Below are 17,214 nucleotides of genomic sequence, written 5' to 3'. Positions count from 1 at the left end.
TCAATGTCAATACCTTCTTTGAAACCTTTATGGAGGCGGACACCGATATGGAGATCGATGCTAAAGGTGATGTAAAGTTCAAAGCTAATGTTCGCAGATTTAAAAACAATTCTCTTTTTCAGCAGCTTCTATCTGAATTTATTGATATCAAAGGCGAAGAGGATAATCCCGAATTGATCCGTCCCAACAAGATCAACAAAGAATATAAGATTGAGCAAAATGACCTGACGAAAGAGCAGTATGATCTATTGGTGGAAAATTTCAGCGAAACGCAAAAGGGAGCAATCCTCACGCATATTCTTAATGCACGGCTGATTGCCATTTCTCCGTATTTGTCGCCTTATTATGATGGAGGATTGCCAACCTTAGAAGAATTTATTGATAACTCACCGAAGCTGAAGGAAACAATGAATCTTATCCAGCAAAATAAAAAAGACATTCCGGACGCAGGACAGATCATTTATTCTGAATTGGCAGTAGCTGAATTTCCAAAGATGAAAGAGTATCTTGTGACCAATATTGGTTACAAGCCTGATGAAATAGGTGTCATTACTGGTACTACGAGTAAAGCACAGAGGATATCAGTACAGAATGATTTTAATTCCGGGAAGATCAAGATCGTCATCGGCAGTGAAGCGATTCAGGAGGGAATGAATCTACAGGAAAATACTACGGACCTATACCTGCTGTCCCTACCATACAACTTTACCACATTAAGACAGGTGGAAGGCCGTGCCTGGCGGCAGGGAAATAGACATGAAAATGTTAGGGTGAACTTTATGCTCACCAATGACAGCATTGATGTTTTTATGTTGCAGAAATTACTATTACGGCGCAAGATATTATGATCCAAATAAAAGTATTTGGTTAAGTGTTGATCCATTGGCAGTTTACAACCCTGTAATGGAAACCGAGTTCTATGGAGATGGAGAACATAACGGCGGAGTTTTTAATTCATTTAATAATAATTCTTATATTTATTGTTATCAGAATCCTATTCTATTAGTCGATCCTAATGGAAAACAAACAATGGCAGGTGCGTTGCGTGGGGTTCCTTATGGAGAAATAAACAATGTAGAAAAGGGTTGGAGAGATGGTCTTAGAAAGGGAGGTTATCAAATGGATTTTGTCCCTGGATTTGGTGATGGTAAAGGTGTTATTGAAGGTATTGTTGGAACTGACATGCAGGGAAATAAACTTTCAACGTTTGATAGGGTACTTTCATTGCTTTTATTGTCAGAGTTAAAAAATACTAAAATAGGAATAAAAGCTCTTTCTGATGTTGAAAAAGCAAGAAAAATAGTCACACCAAAATGGGGAGCAAAAATTGCAGATTATGGTACAAATGCCATGGAACACATAAAAGAAGGACATTTCTTTGATTCTCGAAAAGGACAAAAAAGTAGCCGATTTTTACAATCTTTAAGTAACCCGGGAAGTGTAAAAGAATTGGTACAGGAAGCTGTTGCTAAAGGTAAACACATAGGAGGTGAAGATAATTATAAAGTTATTCATACATTTGATGATGTTATTGGTACCACTTCTGATGGCAAAAAGACAAAGACAATTCAGATATACTTGGATAAAGCTGGAAACGTTAAAAATGCTTTTCCAATTCCTAATTCTAAAAAATAATAATTATGAATAAAGTATTTTTTGATTATAAATTAGATTTGATAGAAATAAAAAAAGAAAATCAATTAGATTTTACAGAGTTAGATATCCATAAATTGAAAAATATGCTCAATGGTAGAATATACGTATTTTTTGAGTACGATAATCCAAAAAAGCGAAATTTTATGCTTCTTGATACAGGTATTATTGATTATTTAATACAATTTAATAATGTATTAACATACATAGATAAAGGGAATAGTGAAACATTTACTGTTTCTCGTGACTATTACAGTAATAGCTTAGATTATTTTTACTCCAAAGAAAATGATAGTTTAAAAATCTCTGAAGTAAATAGTGCATTATATACTATTATATGTAATTACAAAGATTTTAAAAAAAACTATGAAAAATTTAGAAAAAAGGTTTTAAATGAGTTAGTAGTATTCTATCCGCAATTAAAAGAAAATAATGCATTTAAAGAGCATTTCAGTAATTTTCTATAAGGTATAAAATAAGTGGCAACGTTGCAAACAAGTTGGTAAATACATAGAGTATCGGGAAGTCGGTACTCTTTTATTATTATATTTGAGTCCTATCGAGTCGTAGGTCTCACTTCTATAAAGTGACAGGTTTATATCTTATAGTGGTATAGGAAATATTCTTGTAGAGGCATCAGAATAACTCGCATCGTGGGCTAATCCAGATGACTCCACACTTGAAACCGAAGAAAGCTGTAGCAAAGCTGTACTTGCAGCTGCCAGTCGTTTTAATTTTAAGACCAACTGTTATAAGAGGATCATGGCCGGCTATAATGCTGCTTTACAGAACGGAACCGTATGCCAGTTCTGGCACAATTTCCAATTGGATGACTGTATGATTAATCAGCCGAATGATGAAGAGCAGGAGTCCCAGACCTATTGGGTGCACCCGGATCATTTGGGAAGCGGTTCCGTTATTACCAACCAGACTGGGACAACTAGCAACTGGTACGAGTATATTCCATTTGGAGAGATGATGATGGAGCAGAAAAGTGGGGACTACAACAATGTTTACAAGTATAATGGCAAAGAACTGGATGATGCTACACAATTGTACTATACGGTGCAAGATATTATGATCCTAATCCCAGCGTATGGTTAAGTGTTGACCCGTTGGCGGTTTACACTCCTGTTACAGAAACTGAGTTCTATGGAGATGGAGAACATAACGGCGGAGTTTTTAATTCATTTAATAATAATTCTTATATTTATTGTTATCAGAATCCTATTCTATTAGTCGATCCTAATGGAAAACAAACAATGGTAGGTGCGTTGCGTGGGGTTCCTTATGGAGAAATAAACAATTAGAAAAGGGTTGGAGAGATGGTCTTAGAAAGGGAGGTTATCAAATGGATTTTGTCCCTGGATTTGGTGATGATAAAGGTGTTATTGAAGGTCTATCGGGAACAGATATGCAGAGTAATAAGCTATCTTGGTTTGATAGAGGGCTTTCTTTAATGTTTTTATCAGAATTGAGGGGAGCAAAAAATATTACAAAAGAAATTAACAAAGCTAGCAAGTTTGTACAGGAATTATCACCCCTGAAAAAAGGAATCTTCAATAATGCTAAACTTCGTCCTATTAATAAGATATTGGATGAAATTAAAACTGGGACAGCAAAAGGTCACACATATTTAAACGATGGAAGAGATGGATCTCAAATTTTACCAAAGAAAGGAAAAAACGGAGATATTACATATCAGACGTATGATATTAGTTCTCCTCCAACAGCAGAACAAAGAGCTAATGGAGCAACACGAGATAAAGCAAGAATTATAGTGGGTGATGATGGAAGTGTTTGGCATACTAATCAGCATTATAAAAAAGGTTCAATTCAAAAAATAAGTAAGTAATGGAAGATAATGAAATTTATGATTTAAAATATGTGTTAGCAGAATTTATATATCCGAGACTTAAGGTATTTAAAGCAAAAATTGATAACAAACAAATAATTTCAATACCTGATTTTGATATCTACAGTGATTTAGAAGGTAGAAAAATGAATACTCAGCAGTTATGTGATTTCTGGGCAGAAAAAATAGCTGAAATGATTTTTTCTTTTGAATATTGTTTATATCCAGAAAGATTTAGTAAAATGAATGAGGAAGAGGCGAAGGAAAAATATCAATACGGCTTAATTATTTTTGCTAAATATTTCAATGACTTATGGATTTAATTTAAAAGGGCAATGTTCCAAACTTAGTGATGGATATGGATTTTAATGTTAACTTATTGAAAATAAGTTAAAATAATAATTGTAGAATTTAAAAGCGAGGGTTAGATTAATCTGCTCTCGTTTATTTTTGGAGAAAAAACATAGCTTAAACGATTGAGGTTCATACGAAGTATATCAGATTTAGTGATGATTTTTTTATATTTACCAAAAGAGAAGAGGATCTTAAAAATAATGGCAGGCTATAATTCTGCTTTGTTGAATGGGACAGTCTGCGAATATTGGCACAATCTGCAGCTGGATAATTGTTTGATAGATCAGCCAAATGACGAAGAATTAGTATATTAGACTTATTGGGTGCATCTGGATTATTTGGGAAGTGGCTCTGTCACTACCAATCAGATAGGAGCTACAACTAACTGGTATGAGTATATGCCATTTGGAGAGATGTCGATGGAGCAGAGTAGTGGAGATTATAATAATGTTCACAAGTACAACGGCAAGGAACTGCATGAAGCTACAGGATTGTATTATTATGGCGCAAGATATTATGATCCAAATAAAAGTATTTGGTTAAGTGTGGATCCGTTAGCAAGTGTGTTACCAGATTGGAATCCTTATGCCTATTCCTTTAACAACCCCATTATGTATTCTGATCCTACGGGACTGTTTCCAGATGCGAAAGGAGGACCACGTTTTAGGTCAACATGCTTTGATGATATTGACGGACCAAGGCCTAATTTGTCAGGTATCAAAAATGTAACAAATGTTTTAAAAGGTAAGAAGTGGATTCCTTATATGTCCAAAACAATTCAAGATTCAGAAATTAACTTTAATTTTACTCAGGGATTTACTCGAAATAATTTTTGTAGAACAGGCGAATGTGCTGAGTATAGTAAATTACAAGCTGAACAAATAAAGGGATATACGTCCGTTGGCGCAAAAAAAAGAGTAGATATGTATGTTGATGCTAGAACAGAAGACCAATCTAGATATAATTTACAGGAAGGAGTAGACATCCTTATTAAAAATTTGAAAGCGGGTCGAGCTGTCAGAGTAGGAGTTATGTATGATGCGAACAAAACGACACAGACAAAAGATTACGCTAATAAGTCTACGAATCATTATGTGACTGTGGTAGGTATGGGGACAGATAAAGAAGGTGCGTACTTCTCATATTATGATAATTATGCTGGAGAAGGCCATATAGAGCAAAATGTTGGAACAAATATTAATTTAAATAAGTTCAGACTTTTTAAAGCAAAAAATGGGACATACTATTTTTCAGATGGTGCAGATGGAAGTATACCTTACAACCAGAATCAACAACCTAAAAAAGGTCAGCATACCAGATATATATTAACAGAAGTTAGAGATAATGAGTAATAAATTTTTTTATATAAAAATAGGACTATTTTTAATTGTGATTTTTTCTTGTTACAATTGTAATAAAGTTTCCGAAAATGAATTAATAGCTGTATATGAAGGCGATAAAGTTCCTACAGAATATTCAACTAGTGACTATCGTTATTTAATTTTGGGAGATAATAATAATTTTCATCTAAAATATTTAGATACATCAAAAAAAGGAATTGTAGGTTTCTGGAAAATTTTAGACAAAGAACAAGATACCATTAAAGTTATTTTTACTTTTAAAAACAACAAAATTATTGGTAAACTGAATGGGAATACATTTTTATTTGATAAAAATAATGTTTTTGATAATCGTTTTCCCGCATGGCTATATGTAAAAACAAATTTAAAAAGCGATACAATTGTAAAATAACATTGTAATTTGATAATGCTGGCAATGCTCCAAACTTAGTGATGGATATGAATTTTAATATTAACTGAATTGTTGTAATAGGACAGCCAGCTGTTCAGGTCTAATTGTAGTTCCTCAATGCTTCTGTAAATTTTCTTTCTGAAAGCTATGGCATAAAACTCTTCCTGAATCGTTCTGTGAAAACGTTCACAAATGCCGTTGGTCTGAGGACTTTTAGCCTTGGTCTTCGTGTGATCAATATCTTCAATGGCTAAATAGAGCTTGTATTAATGCTGTTCTCTTATCTCACAGTATTCAGTTCCTCGGTCTGTTAAAATTCTAAGTAAATGAAGTTCCTGCTGCTCAAAGAAAGGAACCACCTGATCATTCAGTATATCAGCAGCAATAAGGGCATTTTTACGATCATATAGCTTTGCAAAAACAACTTTGGAATACGTGTCAATGAAAGTTTGCTGATAAATGTGTCCAACTCCTTTTATATTGCCTACGTAATAAGTGTCTTGAGCTCCCAAATATCCAGGATGATGAGTTTCAATTTCTCCATGAGCTTTTTTCTCCTCCTCGGCTTTATCTAATGCTGAAAGTTGAGATTCGGTAAGGACTATACCATCTTGGGCAGATTTTGCTTCGAGCGCTTTTAATCTTAGTTTAAATGTATGGAGATCGTGTCTTAACCAGATACTTCTGACTCTGCCTGGAGATACGATTAGGCCTTTCTTCTTAAGCTAATTACTTACTCTAAGCTGCCCTAAAGCAGGGTTCTCAATGGCTATCTCAACAACATCCTTTTCTATGGCTTCATCTACTCGATTCTTTAATCCTGGCTTTATTCTAGAGATTTCTTGCAATGCCAATTCGCCTCCTTGCTCATACAATTCTTTGAATCTGTAGAAACTTTGTCGGGAATATCCCATAACCTTGCAGGCTTTGGATACATTTCCTAAATGCTGTGCTAATTCAAGTACATCTAACTTGTTTTTGATGATCTTTTGTTGTGTTGTCATAATACTTAATCTGTTTTAAAGTTATTCAATTTGATTGTAACTGTCAGATTAAGTATTGACTAATTCAAAATAGATCTTCACCTACTTTTCGTTTAGTATTACCTAGACCCATTTTCTTATACCTTTTCAATCTTTTTTATTAGCGATACTTTTGATACTAATTGTTTTTAATCTTTAGTACATTTTTAAAGTTTGGCACTATTGTTTTCAAGACTTCAATACCCGAATTTTGCTTTAGTAATATTTAAAAAGAATCAATCATGATTATAAATCTCATAACAAAAGAGGATCTTCAGGAGTTTAAAACCGAGTTGCTAAATGATTTGCATAATATGTTTCAAGTCAAGATCTCACAGCAGAAATTATGGCTGCGTTCGTCAGAGGTAAAAGCACTTCTGAAAATCTCCTCCGGAACATTGCAGAATCTACGCATCAATGGAACTATATCTTACACCCGTGTCGGCGGGATACTATATTACAATTACAAAGACATCGAAGAAATGTTGAAGAAGAAGCAATGATATTTCATAACAACGTAACCAAATTATGAATTATATTAAACACCTCACGGCTTTCTACGAAAAGGTGGCTCAAGATCATACGCTTAATCCATCACACATCAGCCTCTATTTAGCCTTATTCCAGTTCTGGAATTTCAGCCGTTTCCGAAATCCGGTCAGTATTTCCCGCGATGAAGTGATGCGCATCAGTAAAATCCGCTCAAAAGCCACCTATCATAAATGTCTGAAAAATCTTCATTCTTTGGGCTATATTGATTATCAGCCGTCATATAATCCTTTTCTAGGAAGTAAGGTGGTAATGTTAGATTTTGCTGGGGAGTTGAAGCCTGATGGTAAACAGAGAAAAATGAAACTTTAAATGAACTAAATTTAAAAAAGAATATAACCTACAAGCTTTTTACATCTGACACACCTATTATGCATGAAGCGATTTTATTATCTATTTCATCTACAATAGTACTATTTTCTATCATTTCATTTATACGTTCTATATCTAAATCAATCTTATTATAGTCTGGTTTAAGTGATGAAAGATTTAAAACAACTTTCTTTCTTTTATTTTGCTCCCTTTTACTATTTAAAAAAGGTTGTAAAATTTCAATCCATTCTTCAGCTAACCTTTCATAGTCTACTGCGTCAATAGAATCTGGTCTTAAAATACTTAACATATCTCTAATAGATTGTTTTAAAATATTATTTGAATTAATATTTTTTCTTTCTAATTTTTTTGAAGGAATATATTCTGCAACATCTAATGCTCTCTTTTTCTTAGGGGGAAGTAAATCTCTTTCTTTCTGTTTGAACAAATTAATAAATCTATGTAGAGAATTATCATCCCATTTTAGTTTTTTAGACTCCTTGCCTATATTTTCTCGCAAAGAATTACAAACATCCGGGAAATCTGTATGTATATTATTATTTTCATCAATAAAATACCATCTTGGACTTTTATTTTTATCTCCTTTTAAAGCTATAAAACACCAGTCTTTTTCGCTACCAATAAAACTAACTCTTGTTTTCACTTCTGATGAGACATCTTTAAACTCTTCGTAAATCTCTTCCGAGATTAGAGCATTTTTACCTTCCTTGAGCTCTGTTACCGATTGAAAACTATCATGAATTCCTGACCAAGACTCATCTTTGTCAATAAAATCTTTGTATTCTTTAATAAGAGAGCCAGTAGAATTAGTTTGAGAAAAATGTTTTTCTTTTAATGCAGTAGGAATCTCAAAATTAGAACCAAATATATCTTCAACCATATCATTTGTATAAATCAATCGACTATCTGTTTTTAAAGAGTATTCTTCTGAATCATCAGGCCAATAGATTTCTATTTCGTGATGTAAACTATCCATTCTATCAACCCTCCCAATCCTTTGTTCCACTATTCTTAAAACACTTGGTAAATCCAATAGAACAACGGAAGAAGCTTTTTGCAAATCGATACTTTCTGACATTTTATCCGAACATAAGGCTATACAGTTTTCAGTAGACTCTGATTGAAGATTAAAAAGCTCCATTATCTTTTTACTGTCATTATCCTTTTCGCTTCCTGATGCTACTAAGAGCTTTTGATTAGGATACTTTTCCTCAAAAAGTTTCTTTAAGTAATATAAAGTAATTACAGTACTATCAAACGCTAAAATATTCTGATGCTTTTGGGAGTTTTTAACTAATTCTTCAACTTTTCCCAATTCTCTTTGTCCCGAAAGTTTTTTAGCTAAAGAACTTATCTTTTTGTATATTTCTAATTCCTGTTTACAACTATTTAAATATTCTTCTTTATTTACCAACCAGCTTGGAAACAATTCTTTGTTAAAAATATTATTTCGAGGAGGTAGTTTATTTAATTCAATCAGTTCTATTAATTTTTTAAGCTTGTCACCTGTATGGTTACTTTTTCCTTTAAATTTGAAATAATCCATTGCTTCTTGAGAACCTTCAATATGCTCAACCAATGCGATATGAGAAGAACGGAGAGCTGCTCTAATCATGTAAGTTGATAAAGCTTTTCCAGCTCCAATTCTTTTTTTTTATATAACCTTCAAGACTTTCTTGTCTGGAAATTTCAAATTTGGGTTTATGAAAAGTTGTTAAATAGGTTATTCCTTTTAGATTTGAAGTTAATTCATTGATTTGTCTCACAATTCCCTTATCAACTTCTGTCTTTTTTGTCTTATAAGTTTTTTCTTTTTGCTTTGGAAATTTACAAGTTTTATTTAGTTTATTAATATATTTTTCTGGCTCTTTGTCAATTTCTTTATTAAGGATTTTTTTGGTTCTCCGAGTAAATTTACTTATGAAGTTTCTTAAATTTTGAATATCTTCATCATTGATTTTCAGATAAGGCTTATTTATAAGTACTTTATATCTTTCAAAATCATCATCATTCAAATTGTCAATATCTAATAGCTCAATCAACTTTAATAAGTCCTCAACTTTTTTACTTATTGGCGTTGCGGTTACCAATATTTTATAATCTGCTCTATTTGATTTTATTAGTCCTGTACGATTAGATGTAGGAGATAAATAGTTATGAGCTTCATCAATAGTCAAAATGTTTGCAAGGTTTAAGTCTTCAACAATTCTTTTTTTGTTCTGAGTGTTTGAGTGACTTAATAAACCCATTGAAATTTGAGAATTATCTATTTTTCTCAAAGACCTAAATTCATCTTCCCATTTTGTAACAACCAAAGGAGGGCAAATAATTAAAGAGTTTGTTTTATAATTTTTTCCAATTTCATAAAGCCAATGTTTTAGTGATAATATTAATGAAGTACACAATTTTGTTTTCCCTGCACCGGTTGGATCTGCTATTAAAACATTTGATTGAGCTTGCAGTATTGAAACAGCTTGTGTGATACCCTTCCATTTGGTTGGCCATAATTTTGTTTGTTCAAGTTTAGTTAAAATTGCTTTGTAATCATTTAGCCAGTTTCCTTCCAATATTTCTGCAATAGCTCTTGCAAGAGCTTCCTCCCATGTTACTTCTTTGATAAGTTCCATAAGCAACTCTTTCATTTTATCATTGTAGGAAGTTGAATCTTCATAATAACTCTCAGCTATTAGTTTGATTGATTCATATTGTTCTTTCTCTGTCTTTCCAGAATTTTTATTTATTCTGATGTTTGCTTCTTCTTGATAATTTAGTCCGTTTTTACTGAAATTTGAAGAACCTAATACTGCACTATCATTACCCACATATATTTTTGCATGAAGCTTATCTTTATATCTAAATTCTATTTTTCCTGCATCAATTTTATCAATTAGATTCATTACGGCACCTCCCAGCATAATGGACAAACCTTTTTTGAGCCAATACTCTTTAATTTCTTTGTCTAATTTGAGTCTAATATATTTTTTTCTACCCCTTATATTAGGTTCAAACCCAATTAAAATTCTTGTTTTCTCAAGATTTTTAAAATCTTTGCTTCCGAATAAATCCACAAGATTTGATAGTGAAGTAAAACCTGTGATAATGATGTATGAGGAACTGTTCTCAATATCTCTATATATAACAGATTCTACTGTTCTACTATGAGATTTTAGATTGAGAGGAAATAAATCTTGTTCAGGCCATTTATGAGCCTCAAAGTCAAAAAAAGTTTGAATAGTAATTATTTGGTTATAGTTTTTAATGAGTTATAAGTTTTTTCAAATTTAACTAAAAAAGCAATATTATTTAAAAATGTATTTTTGGTTATTAATTTTTTATAGTTATCAATATTCTAAAAATCTAAAATCTCTATGGAGGTCTTTATACTTTCCAAATTATTATTGCCTGGACACTAACAAAAATAAAATTGAAACCAAAGATAATTCGCTACCAAGTCCAGCAGATAAATTCTGTCAAGGTCAAGCCCGCCGGATTTTCAGAAAAACTTTTTACGTATAAGAATCTACGCAAAAACTTTTTCCCAAAAACCTTGACAGAATGCCACGCTCATTTTTCAAAAGGCTTTCTTTTTTTTTTTAATTTTTTTTTCTTCGTTTTCTTTTAGAAATATTTCAATTGAGAAATTTAAGGTTCAAAAAGAAGTATTAAATTCTTGATTTGAACTCTAAAAACTTGATCAAATTTTGGTCATTTTACTTGCAGATTTGAGCAGAAATTTTTAGCTTTACTACGTAAAATTTAAATTAGGATTTTACCACTTTTTTGCAAATGTCCTATTTGAGGCCATTCACAGAGATGCTACAGCGAAAATCTTATCCATAAAGCGATGAGAAATGGGTACAAAATCCCTCACTAACTCTTATCTTAAAACTTTAGAACAGCAAGTATATGATTTCCACTTTTTGATGCTGAAAGAAGAAAACTTTATAACGGCAGAGGGCTTAAAATCTAAGCTGTTTGAAACCGTAAAAAAGCATGGATACCAACTTAGCTAATCGTCAACTTACCTTAAAAAATCTAATATCCAATTAAAAAGTCGGAAGAAAATATCTTCCGACTCAATATATTTCTAAAACTATTAATTGTCTTGGATTATGATTTTTAATCCTTGATAAGTTTAAAGGATTCATCTTTTCCTTCGGACTTTACCCTTAGTAGATAAGTACCAGAGTCTATATCACTTACATTAATTTGCTTTGAATCTTTACTAAACGTTTTAATTAACTGACCTGTCATAGAAAATAACTCTATACTTTTAAGGACTTTATCCGTACCGATATTAACTACATTTTTTGCAGGATTAGGATAAATTTTGATGCTTTTCTCTTTAGCTGTATCAGTTACATAAAGTGCGGAAGTATCAACAACGGAAACATTATCAATATCAATTCCTCTTGCCCAGTTCGATGTTCCTTCAAAAGCAATCTGATAATTTGCAGATTTGTTCGGAAGAGGAATGCTGACATCGGTCCAGGACGAATGTTCTGTGGTGTAAGAACTTCCGATTTGAGTCCACGAATCTGTTGGATTAGCCTTATAATAAATTCGTAATTCATCAACATCTCCAAACCAATTAACATTAGCTAAACTGAATTTCAATTCTGGTGTAGTTAACGAAGAAATATTTAAAGGAGCGGTTAGCAATTTGGCTTTATTTCCTGTTGTTGTAGTTCTAAATTCCGCCATTCTCGGAGCAGATTTTGGTGTGATACTGCTGTTTCCGTTGGCAGTTACGTATGTCCAGACGGATGAACCTCCTCCTGATACGGCTTCATTAAGCCAGCAAGTTGGAATAGTTGCGGTATCAAAGTTTTGCACATATGGATATGCAGTTATAACGGTACACATAGTAGAGAAGGACTGTACTGATGACCATGCACTGAATCCTGTTTGACCACAATTTGACCTGATATAAAACTGATAAGCTGTGGAAGGATTGGGAAGTGAAAGTGTAGCAGAGGCAGTGTTTGATGTTATAACCGTCCCTGTGCCTTGCGTAAAGCCTGCAGCGCCGTACTCAATCTCATACGTTGCCCCTGGCGTACTTGACGGAGTCCATGTTATGTTGGCAGAATTTGAAGTTATCCCACTCACTGATATGGATGACGGAGCATCACAGGATGGTGTTGCGCCATTGAAAACATCATCTATATCAAAGAAAAACTGATCTGTGGTCGTGGAATAAAAACCGACATATATGGTTTGCCCCACATATTCGGACAAACTGTAGGAATATTTATAAAAATCAGCCCCACTTGCAGGTGCTACAGAAGCTGCCAACGTTTTTGTAAAGGCGTCTGCAGTAGGCGTAGTGGTTGAAATTTTAATACTAATTGTCTCAGGATATTGAGGATCACGGCTTCTTGCATAGAACGAAAGAAAGTCGCTTACTCCAGAGGTTACCGTAATAGCAGGAGTCACAAGATAGTCATTGTGTGCAGTAGAACTGTAACCTATTGAGGCAGTATTAGTGCCACTGTAGGCCGAAATGTTTCCGCCTGTAAAGTTCACAATAGTCCACGCATTCGAATCGCCTCCATTCAAGACCGTCCAGCCGGTGGGGATAGTTTCCGCATTATCGAAATTTTGAAAAAATTGCGCATTTGCAATCAAAGGAATTGTAACAAACGCTAATAGTAATTTTTTTACCATAATATTTATTTTTTAAATTAGTTGTTAAATTAAGAATATTTTATGGATTAAACAAAAATAATTGAATATTATTGATTTAAATTAGTGTGCTAAGGTGTAATGCTGTAAACCCAGTTTCCACGTGATGCCTTTTGACCCAAGGCGAAGCAGAGCATGGGCAAACTTATTAATTCGGTAAGAAATGATGGTGTATAGAACGTTTGCGATTTAGATACTTCCTATCACGAACATATTTTCCATGGTAGGGATTTTGCTGCCGCCTTCTTTTTCAAGCGTGATAGCAAATGCCTGTGCGCGGGGAATGTTAGCGAGAGCGATTCGACTGTCTTTATCGATAGAATACATTCCTGCGCTTACTGGTTTTCCATCAACGATCGCCCACAGCTGATACTGCATACCTTCTGGCGCTTTGGGCAGATTTTCAGCACTCAGGTAAACGGCCTTGGTCTCGGTATCCCATAAAACAACGGCTTCGGAGTCAGGATGTTTTTCTACCCCTTTTAAAGCAACTTGATGGATGTTGGGATTTGAAAATAATTTCAGTTTTTGGGTTATTTGTTGGATTGCTAAATTTTGCGATTGTTTCTGAGTTTGCAGTTCAGCAATTTGCAATTCATTTCTAGATTGAATGTTGATCCAGAAAACATTCGATGCTAGACTGATCAATAATAAAATTGAAGCTGCTGCGGTGATGATTTTCCAGCTGTAGCTTTTTTTGTTCTGATGCCTTGACAGATTTTTTACTGGAGCAAGATCTGTTGGAAGGGTATCCGGATGTGATTCTGTTTTTTGTTGCTGCTGAATTTTATGCCAGATCTTAGATTTAAGTTCAGTTGGCGGTGACAAAGCCTGAGCTGTTGCCAGATCTTCTAATGTTTTTTGTGCTTCTTCAAAAGCTGCCTTCACCTCAGCATTATTCTTCATGATACACTCCAAAATGCCTGCTTCCTCGGGAGAAGCAAGACCTAGAATATAAGATTCTATGATTCCGGATGATATGTATTCTTTCGTATTCAATTTATTGATAATCTTTTAACAAATTTCTTAATTTTATGAGTGCATTCCGTAGTTTTGTTTTAACAGTTCCAAGTGGTATCTTAAGCTTCTCCGATATTTCGATTTGAGTAAAACCTTGATAATAGGCGAGATCTATCAGTTCCTGCTTATCAGTTTCCAAATTTTGCAAAACGTTACTGAGTCCGATAAAATCAGATTCGTCATCAGTCGTCGAAAGTTCTTTTGTATTATATACGAAATCAGGAAGTTCTTGGTTTTTGAGTTCGTTCTGGAAGCCTTTGGATTTCAGGTAATCAATGGCGGTATGTCTTGCGATATTGATCATCCAGGTATAGAAACGACCTTTCGAAGCATCATATAAATCAATTGAATTCCAGATTTTCACATAAACATCCTGGATGATATCTTCTGTATACGTCTTGGAATGAACAATCCGCAGAATTACGCCATACAACGCTCCGGAGTAGTTGTCATACAGATGATGAAAACCGGATTCGTCTTTTTCCTTAAGTAGGATGACCAATTGCTCTTCCGAATATTTTGTTTTGATGCTGATTATTTTTCAATTCAAATGTAATCAATTAAATTATATCAACAACAAATTATTAAAATATATTGAATATCGTTAAACATATAGTGGTTTGTTTGGTTTATTTCAAAATTAGAATGATCATTAAAGATCAATTATTGAAAAAATAATAGACTGATTAATAGTTGTTTATAAAAATGTTTAAAATTTCCAAATCCAATTACGGCGGCTTTCCGTAAATGATAATAACATCAAATATTAATCATAAAATAAACGAAATGAATTCACGATCAAAATTAACAGCAGCTGTAATGATACTTTTATGTGTCGGTTTCGCCGGGAACATGGCTGCGCAGACGACAAAGGAAAGAACCGTAATGGTTGGAGGCGCAGAGATGTATCCTTCCAAAAATATTATAGAGAATGCCATGAATTCTGGTGACCACAAGACTTTGGTTGCAGCTGTAAAAGCTGCAGGCCTGGTAGAAACCCTGCAAGGTAAAGGTCCGTTCACCGTTCTTGCACCGACCGATGAAGCGTTTGCAAAATTACCCCAGGGTACAGTTGATAATCTTGTAAAACCTGACAACAAAAAAATGTTGACCAAGATATTAACCTATCATGTGCTTTCGGGGAAATATGATGCAAAACAGATCTGGGCTGCTGTAAAAGCTGGTAACGGAAAAGCAATGATGAAAACAGTAGAAGGAGGAGATATTACTTTTTGGAGCAAGGGTAATGATCTCTATGTCAAGGATTCTAAGGGGACAGATGCTAAAGTGACAATCGCAGATGTGAACCAATCCAATGGTGTGATCCATGTGATTGACAGAGTACTGATGCCGTAAATAGCTAATCAGGCAGCATAGTTTTTTATGCTGCTTTTATAATTCTGACATAAACCAATTATAAAATATTATTATGAAAAAAACAATCCAAGTGTCAAGTCAGGGAGCAAACCTCGATACTGGCCGAAGAAATTTTTTAAAACTCAGTGGCGTCGGCCTGGCAATGGCAGGTCTTGCCCTAGTGGGATGTAATGATGACGCTATGATCATCGATAATGGGAACCAAGTATTCGATCTGGGAAAAGGTGATGTCGGCGTTCTGAATTATGCGTACGCATTGGAACAACTGGAAGCCGATTTTTATACCAAAGTGGTGAATAATTTCTATACCGGAATCTCAAGCCTGGAAAAAGAAATCTTTACAGATCTGTATCACCATGAGGTCATCCACAGGGATTTTTTCAAAGCAGCGATAGGTAGCGCAACCTCCAATGTTCTTCCGAATTTGGAATTCCAATACCCGAATGTCAACTTCAGTGATAGAAATTCTGTCCTGGCTACTGCAAAAGCATTGGAAGATACTGGCGTAGCAGCTTACAACGGAGCTGGCAAATATATTACAAATGCTGATTATCTTGTGATTGCTGGCAAAATTGTTTCCGTCGAGGCGAGACATGCGGCAGCGATCCGGAATCTAATCAATCCGGGATCGGCCGATTTTTCAGGAGATGATGTCATTGATGCCAACGGGTTGGACCTGGCAAAAGAACCCAAAGATATTGTAGCGGCTGCAGGCGGATTCTTCAAAACGCCTTTCACCTGGAAGGAGCAGGGTATCGGTTAATTATTCATCCTCAAAATCAATTATTATGAACATTCTTAAAATACTAGATAAGCTTTCTGATGACAAATTCTTTACTGCAGAAGCTACAAGATTAAATACTTTGAACAACATGGCCGGTTTCGGTAAAAAAGCGGCAGTTGCAGCTATACCGCTCGGGCTGGGTGCATTAATGACAAGTCCTGTAAAGGCAGAAACCATAACTGCCGATGCTTCTACTTCGGCTTTTAAAAGTGCATTGACGGATGCATTGCAACTCGCATTGATTCTGGAGTATCTCGAAGATGAATATTACAGAATTGGACTGGGAACATCCGGACTGATACCCAATGCAGACAGAACTGTTTTTATGCAGATCTCAAAACACGAAACGGCGCACGTTGCTTTTCTCAAAAGTGCTTTAACATCCTTGGGTGAAAGTCCTGGTGCAAAACCGACATTTGATTTTACAGCCAAAGGGAATTTTTCCCCGTTCAGCGATTACAATCAGTTTTTGATTCTTTCTCAGGCCTTCGAAGATACAGGCGTTAGGGCTTATAAAGGCCAGGCTGGTAATGTAATGTCCAACAAAAATATTCTGCAGGCGGCTCTACAGATCCATTCTGTAGAAGCAAGACACGCTTCACAAGTCAGAAGAATGCGCGGTAATAAAGGATGGATAGAATTGGCCGACGGTGGCAACATGCCGTCAGCGACAAATACGGTATATGCAGGAGAGCAAAATACCAACCAGGCTGGTTACAATACAGCAAACGCATTTGAAGCAGAGGCCGGATCTGCGGCTTACGACGAAGTTATGAGCGGCAGCGATGCACAGGCAATCGCATCTTTATTTATTGCATAGACCTTTC

The 17,214-nt window shown here is 34.6% G+C and carries 20 protein-coding genes and 1 pseudogene; 14 read left to right on the top strand and 7 right to left on the bottom strand.

All coding sequences use genetic code 11. The features are described 5' to 3' along the window. From BUA97_RS14170 to BUA97_RS14160, 3 genes are all read left to right on the top strand, one after another. Positions 1-848: helicase-related protein (locus BUA97_RS14170; protein WP_245795932.1), on the top strand; the 848-nt coding region annotated here is incomplete at its 5' end. Continuing rightward, on the top strand, positions 790-1,635 hold the full coding sequence (locus BUA97_RS14165) for an RHS repeat domain-containing protein (RefSeq protein WP_139258332.1): 846 nt from the start codon (positions 790-792) through the stop codon (positions 1,633-1,635). The genes BUA97_RS14170 and BUA97_RS14165, both read left to right, overlap by 59 nt. 5 nt (positions 1,636-1,640) lie before the next feature. After that, entirely contained in the window at positions 1,641-2,120 is a 480-nt protein-coding gene (locus BUA97_RS14160; RefSeq protein WP_072999375.1) for a hypothetical protein, read from the top strand. Between the two features lie 135 nt (positions 2,121-2,255). Here BUA97_RS14160 and BUA97_RS17175 read toward each other — a convergent pair whose 3' ends face one another. Next, on the bottom strand, positions 2,256-2,399 hold the full coding sequence (locus BUA97_RS17175; RefSeq protein ID WP_175546209.1) for a hypothetical protein: 144 nt from the start codon (positions 2,397-2,399) through the stop codon (positions 2,256-2,258). 16 nt (positions 2,400-2,415) lie between these two features. On the opposite strand from BUA97_RS17175, the gene BUA97_RS14155 reads away from it, so the two are divergent. From BUA97_RS14155 to BUA97_RS14130, 5 genes are all read left to right on the top strand, one after another. Then, a complete protein-coding gene (locus BUA97_RS14155) occupies positions 2,416-2,757 on the top strand; it encodes a hypothetical protein (protein ID WP_072999373.1) in 342 nt (113 codons plus the stop codon). A gap of 247 nt (positions 2,758-3,004) precedes the next feature. Next, complete coding sequence (locus tag BUA97_RS14145; protein ID WP_072999368.1) at positions 3,005-3,508, top strand: ribonuclease domain-containing protein; 504 nt, start codon at positions 3,005-3,007, stop codon at positions 3,506-3,508. Further along, on the top strand, positions 3,508-3,831 hold the full coding sequence (locus BUA97_RS14140) for a hypothetical protein (RefSeq protein WP_072999366.1): 324 nt from the start codon (positions 3,508-3,510) through the stop codon (positions 3,829-3,831). Before BUA97_RS14145 ends, BUA97_RS14140 begins: the two co-directional genes overlap by 1 nt. Before the next feature lie 429 nt (positions 3,832-4,260). After that, positions 4,261-5,214 carry an RHS repeat-associated core domain-containing protein gene (locus BUA97_RS14135; protein ID WP_139258336.1) on the top strand — a complete coding sequence of 318 codons (954 nt, stop codon included), beginning with the start codon at positions 4,261-4,263 and terminating at the stop codon, positions 5,212-5,214. Further along, the gene (locus BUA97_RS14130) at positions 5,207-5,614 is read left to right on the top strand and encodes a hypothetical protein (RefSeq protein ID WP_072999362.1); all 408 of its coding nucleotides are present in this window, start codon (positions 5,207-5,209) and stop codon (positions 5,612-5,614) included. Before BUA97_RS14135 ends, BUA97_RS14130 begins: the two co-directional genes overlap by 8 nt. Before the next feature lie 68 nt (positions 5,615-5,682). Here the strand turns inward: BUA97_RS14130 and BUA97_RS14125 are convergent. Continuing rightward, positions 5,683-6,618 (bottom strand): annotated as a pseudogene (locus BUA97_RS14125) (IS481 family transposase); the annotation flags it as partial. Between the two features lie 260 nt (positions 6,619-6,878). On the opposite strand from BUA97_RS14125, the gene BUA97_RS14120 reads away from it, so the two are divergent. Together BUA97_RS14120 and BUA97_RS14115 are read left to right on the top strand one after the other, a co-directional pair. Further along, positions 6,879-7,139 (top strand): helix-turn-helix domain-containing protein, encoded by a 261-nt coding sequence (locus BUA97_RS14120; RefSeq protein WP_072999359.1) that lies wholly within the window; start codon positions 6,879-6,881, stop codon positions 7,137-7,139. A gap of 25 nt (positions 7,140-7,164) precedes the next feature. After that, on the top strand, positions 7,165-7,497 hold the full coding sequence (locus BUA97_RS14115; protein WP_221405663.1) for a hypothetical protein: 333 nt from the start codon (positions 7,165-7,167) through the stop codon (positions 7,495-7,497). Between the two features lie 28 nt (positions 7,498-7,525). Here BUA97_RS14115 and BUA97_RS14110 read toward each other — a convergent pair whose 3' ends face one another. Further along, positions 7,526-9,133 carry a helicase-related protein gene (locus tag BUA97_RS14110; RefSeq protein WP_072999357.1) on the bottom strand — a complete coding sequence of 536 codons (1,608 nt, stop codon included), beginning with the start codon at positions 9,131-9,133 and terminating at the stop codon, positions 7,526-7,528. Next, positions 9,126-10,586 carry an SNF2-related protein gene (locus BUA97_RS14105; RefSeq protein WP_072999354.1) on the bottom strand — a complete coding sequence of 487 codons (1,461 nt, stop codon included), beginning with the start codon at positions 10,584-10,586 and terminating at the stop codon, positions 9,126-9,128. Before BUA97_RS14105 ends, BUA97_RS14110 begins: the two co-directional genes overlap by 8 nt. Positions 10,587-11,369: 783 nt before the next feature. On the opposite strand from BUA97_RS14105, the gene BUA97_RS17170 reads away from it, so the two are divergent. Further along, positions 11,370-11,531, top strand: a complete 162-nt coding sequence (locus tag BUA97_RS17170; RefSeq protein ID WP_175546208.1) for a hypothetical protein — start codon at positions 11,370-11,372, stop codon at positions 11,529-11,531. 106 nt (positions 11,532-11,637) lie between these two features. On the opposite strand, the gene BUA97_RS14100 is transcribed toward BUA97_RS17170, so the two are convergent. The 3 genes from BUA97_RS14100 to BUA97_RS14090 form a co-directional block, all read right to left on the bottom strand. Then, complete coding sequence (locus BUA97_RS14100; protein WP_072999353.1) at positions 11,638-13,188, bottom strand: T9SS-dependent choice-of-anchor J family protein; 1,551 nt, start codon at positions 13,186-13,188, stop codon at positions 11,638-11,640. 207 nt (positions 13,189-13,395) lie between these two features. Beyond that, complete coding sequence (locus tag BUA97_RS14095) at positions 13,396-14,205, bottom strand: anti-sigma factor (protein WP_072999351.1); 810 nt, start codon at positions 14,203-14,205, stop codon at positions 13,396-13,398. 1 nt (position 14,206) lies between these two features. After that, entirely contained in the window at positions 14,207-14,728 is a 522-nt protein-coding gene (locus BUA97_RS14090; protein WP_072999349.1) for an RNA polymerase sigma factor, read from the bottom strand. A 284-nt stretch (positions 14,729-15,012) separates the two neighbouring features. Here BUA97_RS14090 and BUA97_RS14085 point away from each other — a divergent pair, with 284 nt between their 5' ends. The 3 genes from BUA97_RS14085 (at position 15,013) to BUA97_RS14075 (ending at position 17,207) form a co-directional block, all read left to right on the top strand. Further along, the gene (locus tag BUA97_RS14085; RefSeq protein WP_072999440.1) at positions 15,013-15,582 is read left to right on the top strand and encodes a fasciclin domain-containing protein; all 570 of its coding nucleotides are present in this window, start codon (positions 15,013-15,015) and stop codon (positions 15,580-15,582) included. 73 nt (positions 15,583-15,655) lie between these two features. Beyond that, complete coding sequence (locus BUA97_RS14080) at positions 15,656-16,366, top strand: ferritin-like domain-containing protein (protein ID WP_072999348.1); 711 nt, start codon at positions 15,656-15,658, stop codon at positions 16,364-16,366. A gap of 25 nt (positions 16,367-16,391) precedes the next feature. Then, positions 16,392-17,207, top strand: coding sequence for a ferritin-like domain-containing protein (locus BUA97_RS14075; protein ID WP_072999346.1), 816 nt, complete (start codon positions 16,392-16,394; stop codon positions 17,205-17,207). The last annotated feature ends 7 nt before the right edge of the window (positions 17,208-17,214 follow it).

The sequence above is a fragment of the Epilithonimonas mollis genome (assembly GCF_900142325.1).
In the GTDB taxonomy this organism is placed as follows: domain Bacteria; phylum Bacteroidota; class Bacteroidia; order Flavobacteriales; family Weeksellaceae; genus Epilithonimonas; species Epilithonimonas mollis.
Note: the sequence above shows the minus strand (reverse complement) of the source record. Positions and strands in the feature narration are given on the sequence as shown.

Coding starts and splice junctions, on each gene's coding strand:
- BUA97_RS14165 (WP_139258332.1), top strand. CDS start 790: ATGACAGCATTGATGTTTTTATGTTGCAGAAATTACTATTACGGCGCA.
- BUA97_RS14160 (WP_072999375.1), top strand. CDS start 1,641: ATGAATAAAGTATTTTTTGATTATAAATTAGATTTGATAGAAATAAAA.
- BUA97_RS14155 (WP_072999373.1), top strand. CDS start 2,416: ATGGCCGGCTATAATGCTGCTTTACAGAACGGAACCGTATGCCAGTTC.
- BUA97_RS14145 (WP_072999368.1), top strand. CDS start 3,005: ATGGATTTTGTCCCTGGATTTGGTGATGATAAAGGTGTTATTGAAGGT.
- BUA97_RS14140 (WP_072999366.1), top strand. CDS start 3,508: ATGGAAGATAATGAAATTTATGATTTAAAATATGTGTTAGCAGAATTT.
- BUA97_RS14135 (WP_139258336.1), top strand. CDS start 4,261: ATGCCATTTGGAGAGATGTCGATGGAGCAGAGTAGTGGAGATTATAAT.
- BUA97_RS14130 (WP_072999362.1), top strand. CDS start 5,207: ATGAGTAATAAATTTTTTTATATAAAAATAGGACTATTTTTAATTGTG.
- BUA97_RS14120 (WP_072999359.1), top strand. CDS start 6,879: ATGATTATAAATCTCATAACAAAAGAGGATCTTCAGGAGTTTAAAACC.
- BUA97_RS14115 (WP_221405663.1), top strand. CDS start 7,165: ATGAATTATATTAAACACCTCACGGCTTTCTACGAAAAGGTGGCTCAA.
- BUA97_RS14110 (WP_072999357.1), bottom strand. CDS start 9,133: ATGATTAGAGCAGCTCTCCGTTCTTCTCATATCGCATTGGTTGAGCAT.
- BUA97_RS17170 (WP_175546208.1), top strand. CDS start 11,370: ATGGGTACAAAATCCCTCACTAACTCTTATCTTAAAACTTTAGAACAG.
- BUA97_RS14100 (WP_072999353.1), bottom strand. CDS start 13,188: ATGGTAAAAAAATTACTATTAGCGTTTGTTACAATTCCTTTGATTGCA.
- BUA97_RS14085 (WP_072999440.1), top strand. CDS start 15,013: ATGAATTCACGATCAAAATTAACAGCAGCTGTAATGATACTTTTATGT.
- BUA97_RS14080 (WP_072999348.1), top strand. CDS start 15,656: ATGAAAAAAACAATCCAAGTGTCAAGTCAGGGAGCAAACCTCGATACT.
- BUA97_RS14075 (WP_072999346.1), top strand. CDS start 16,392: ATGAACATTCTTAAAATACTAGATAAGCTTTCTGATGACAAATTCTTT.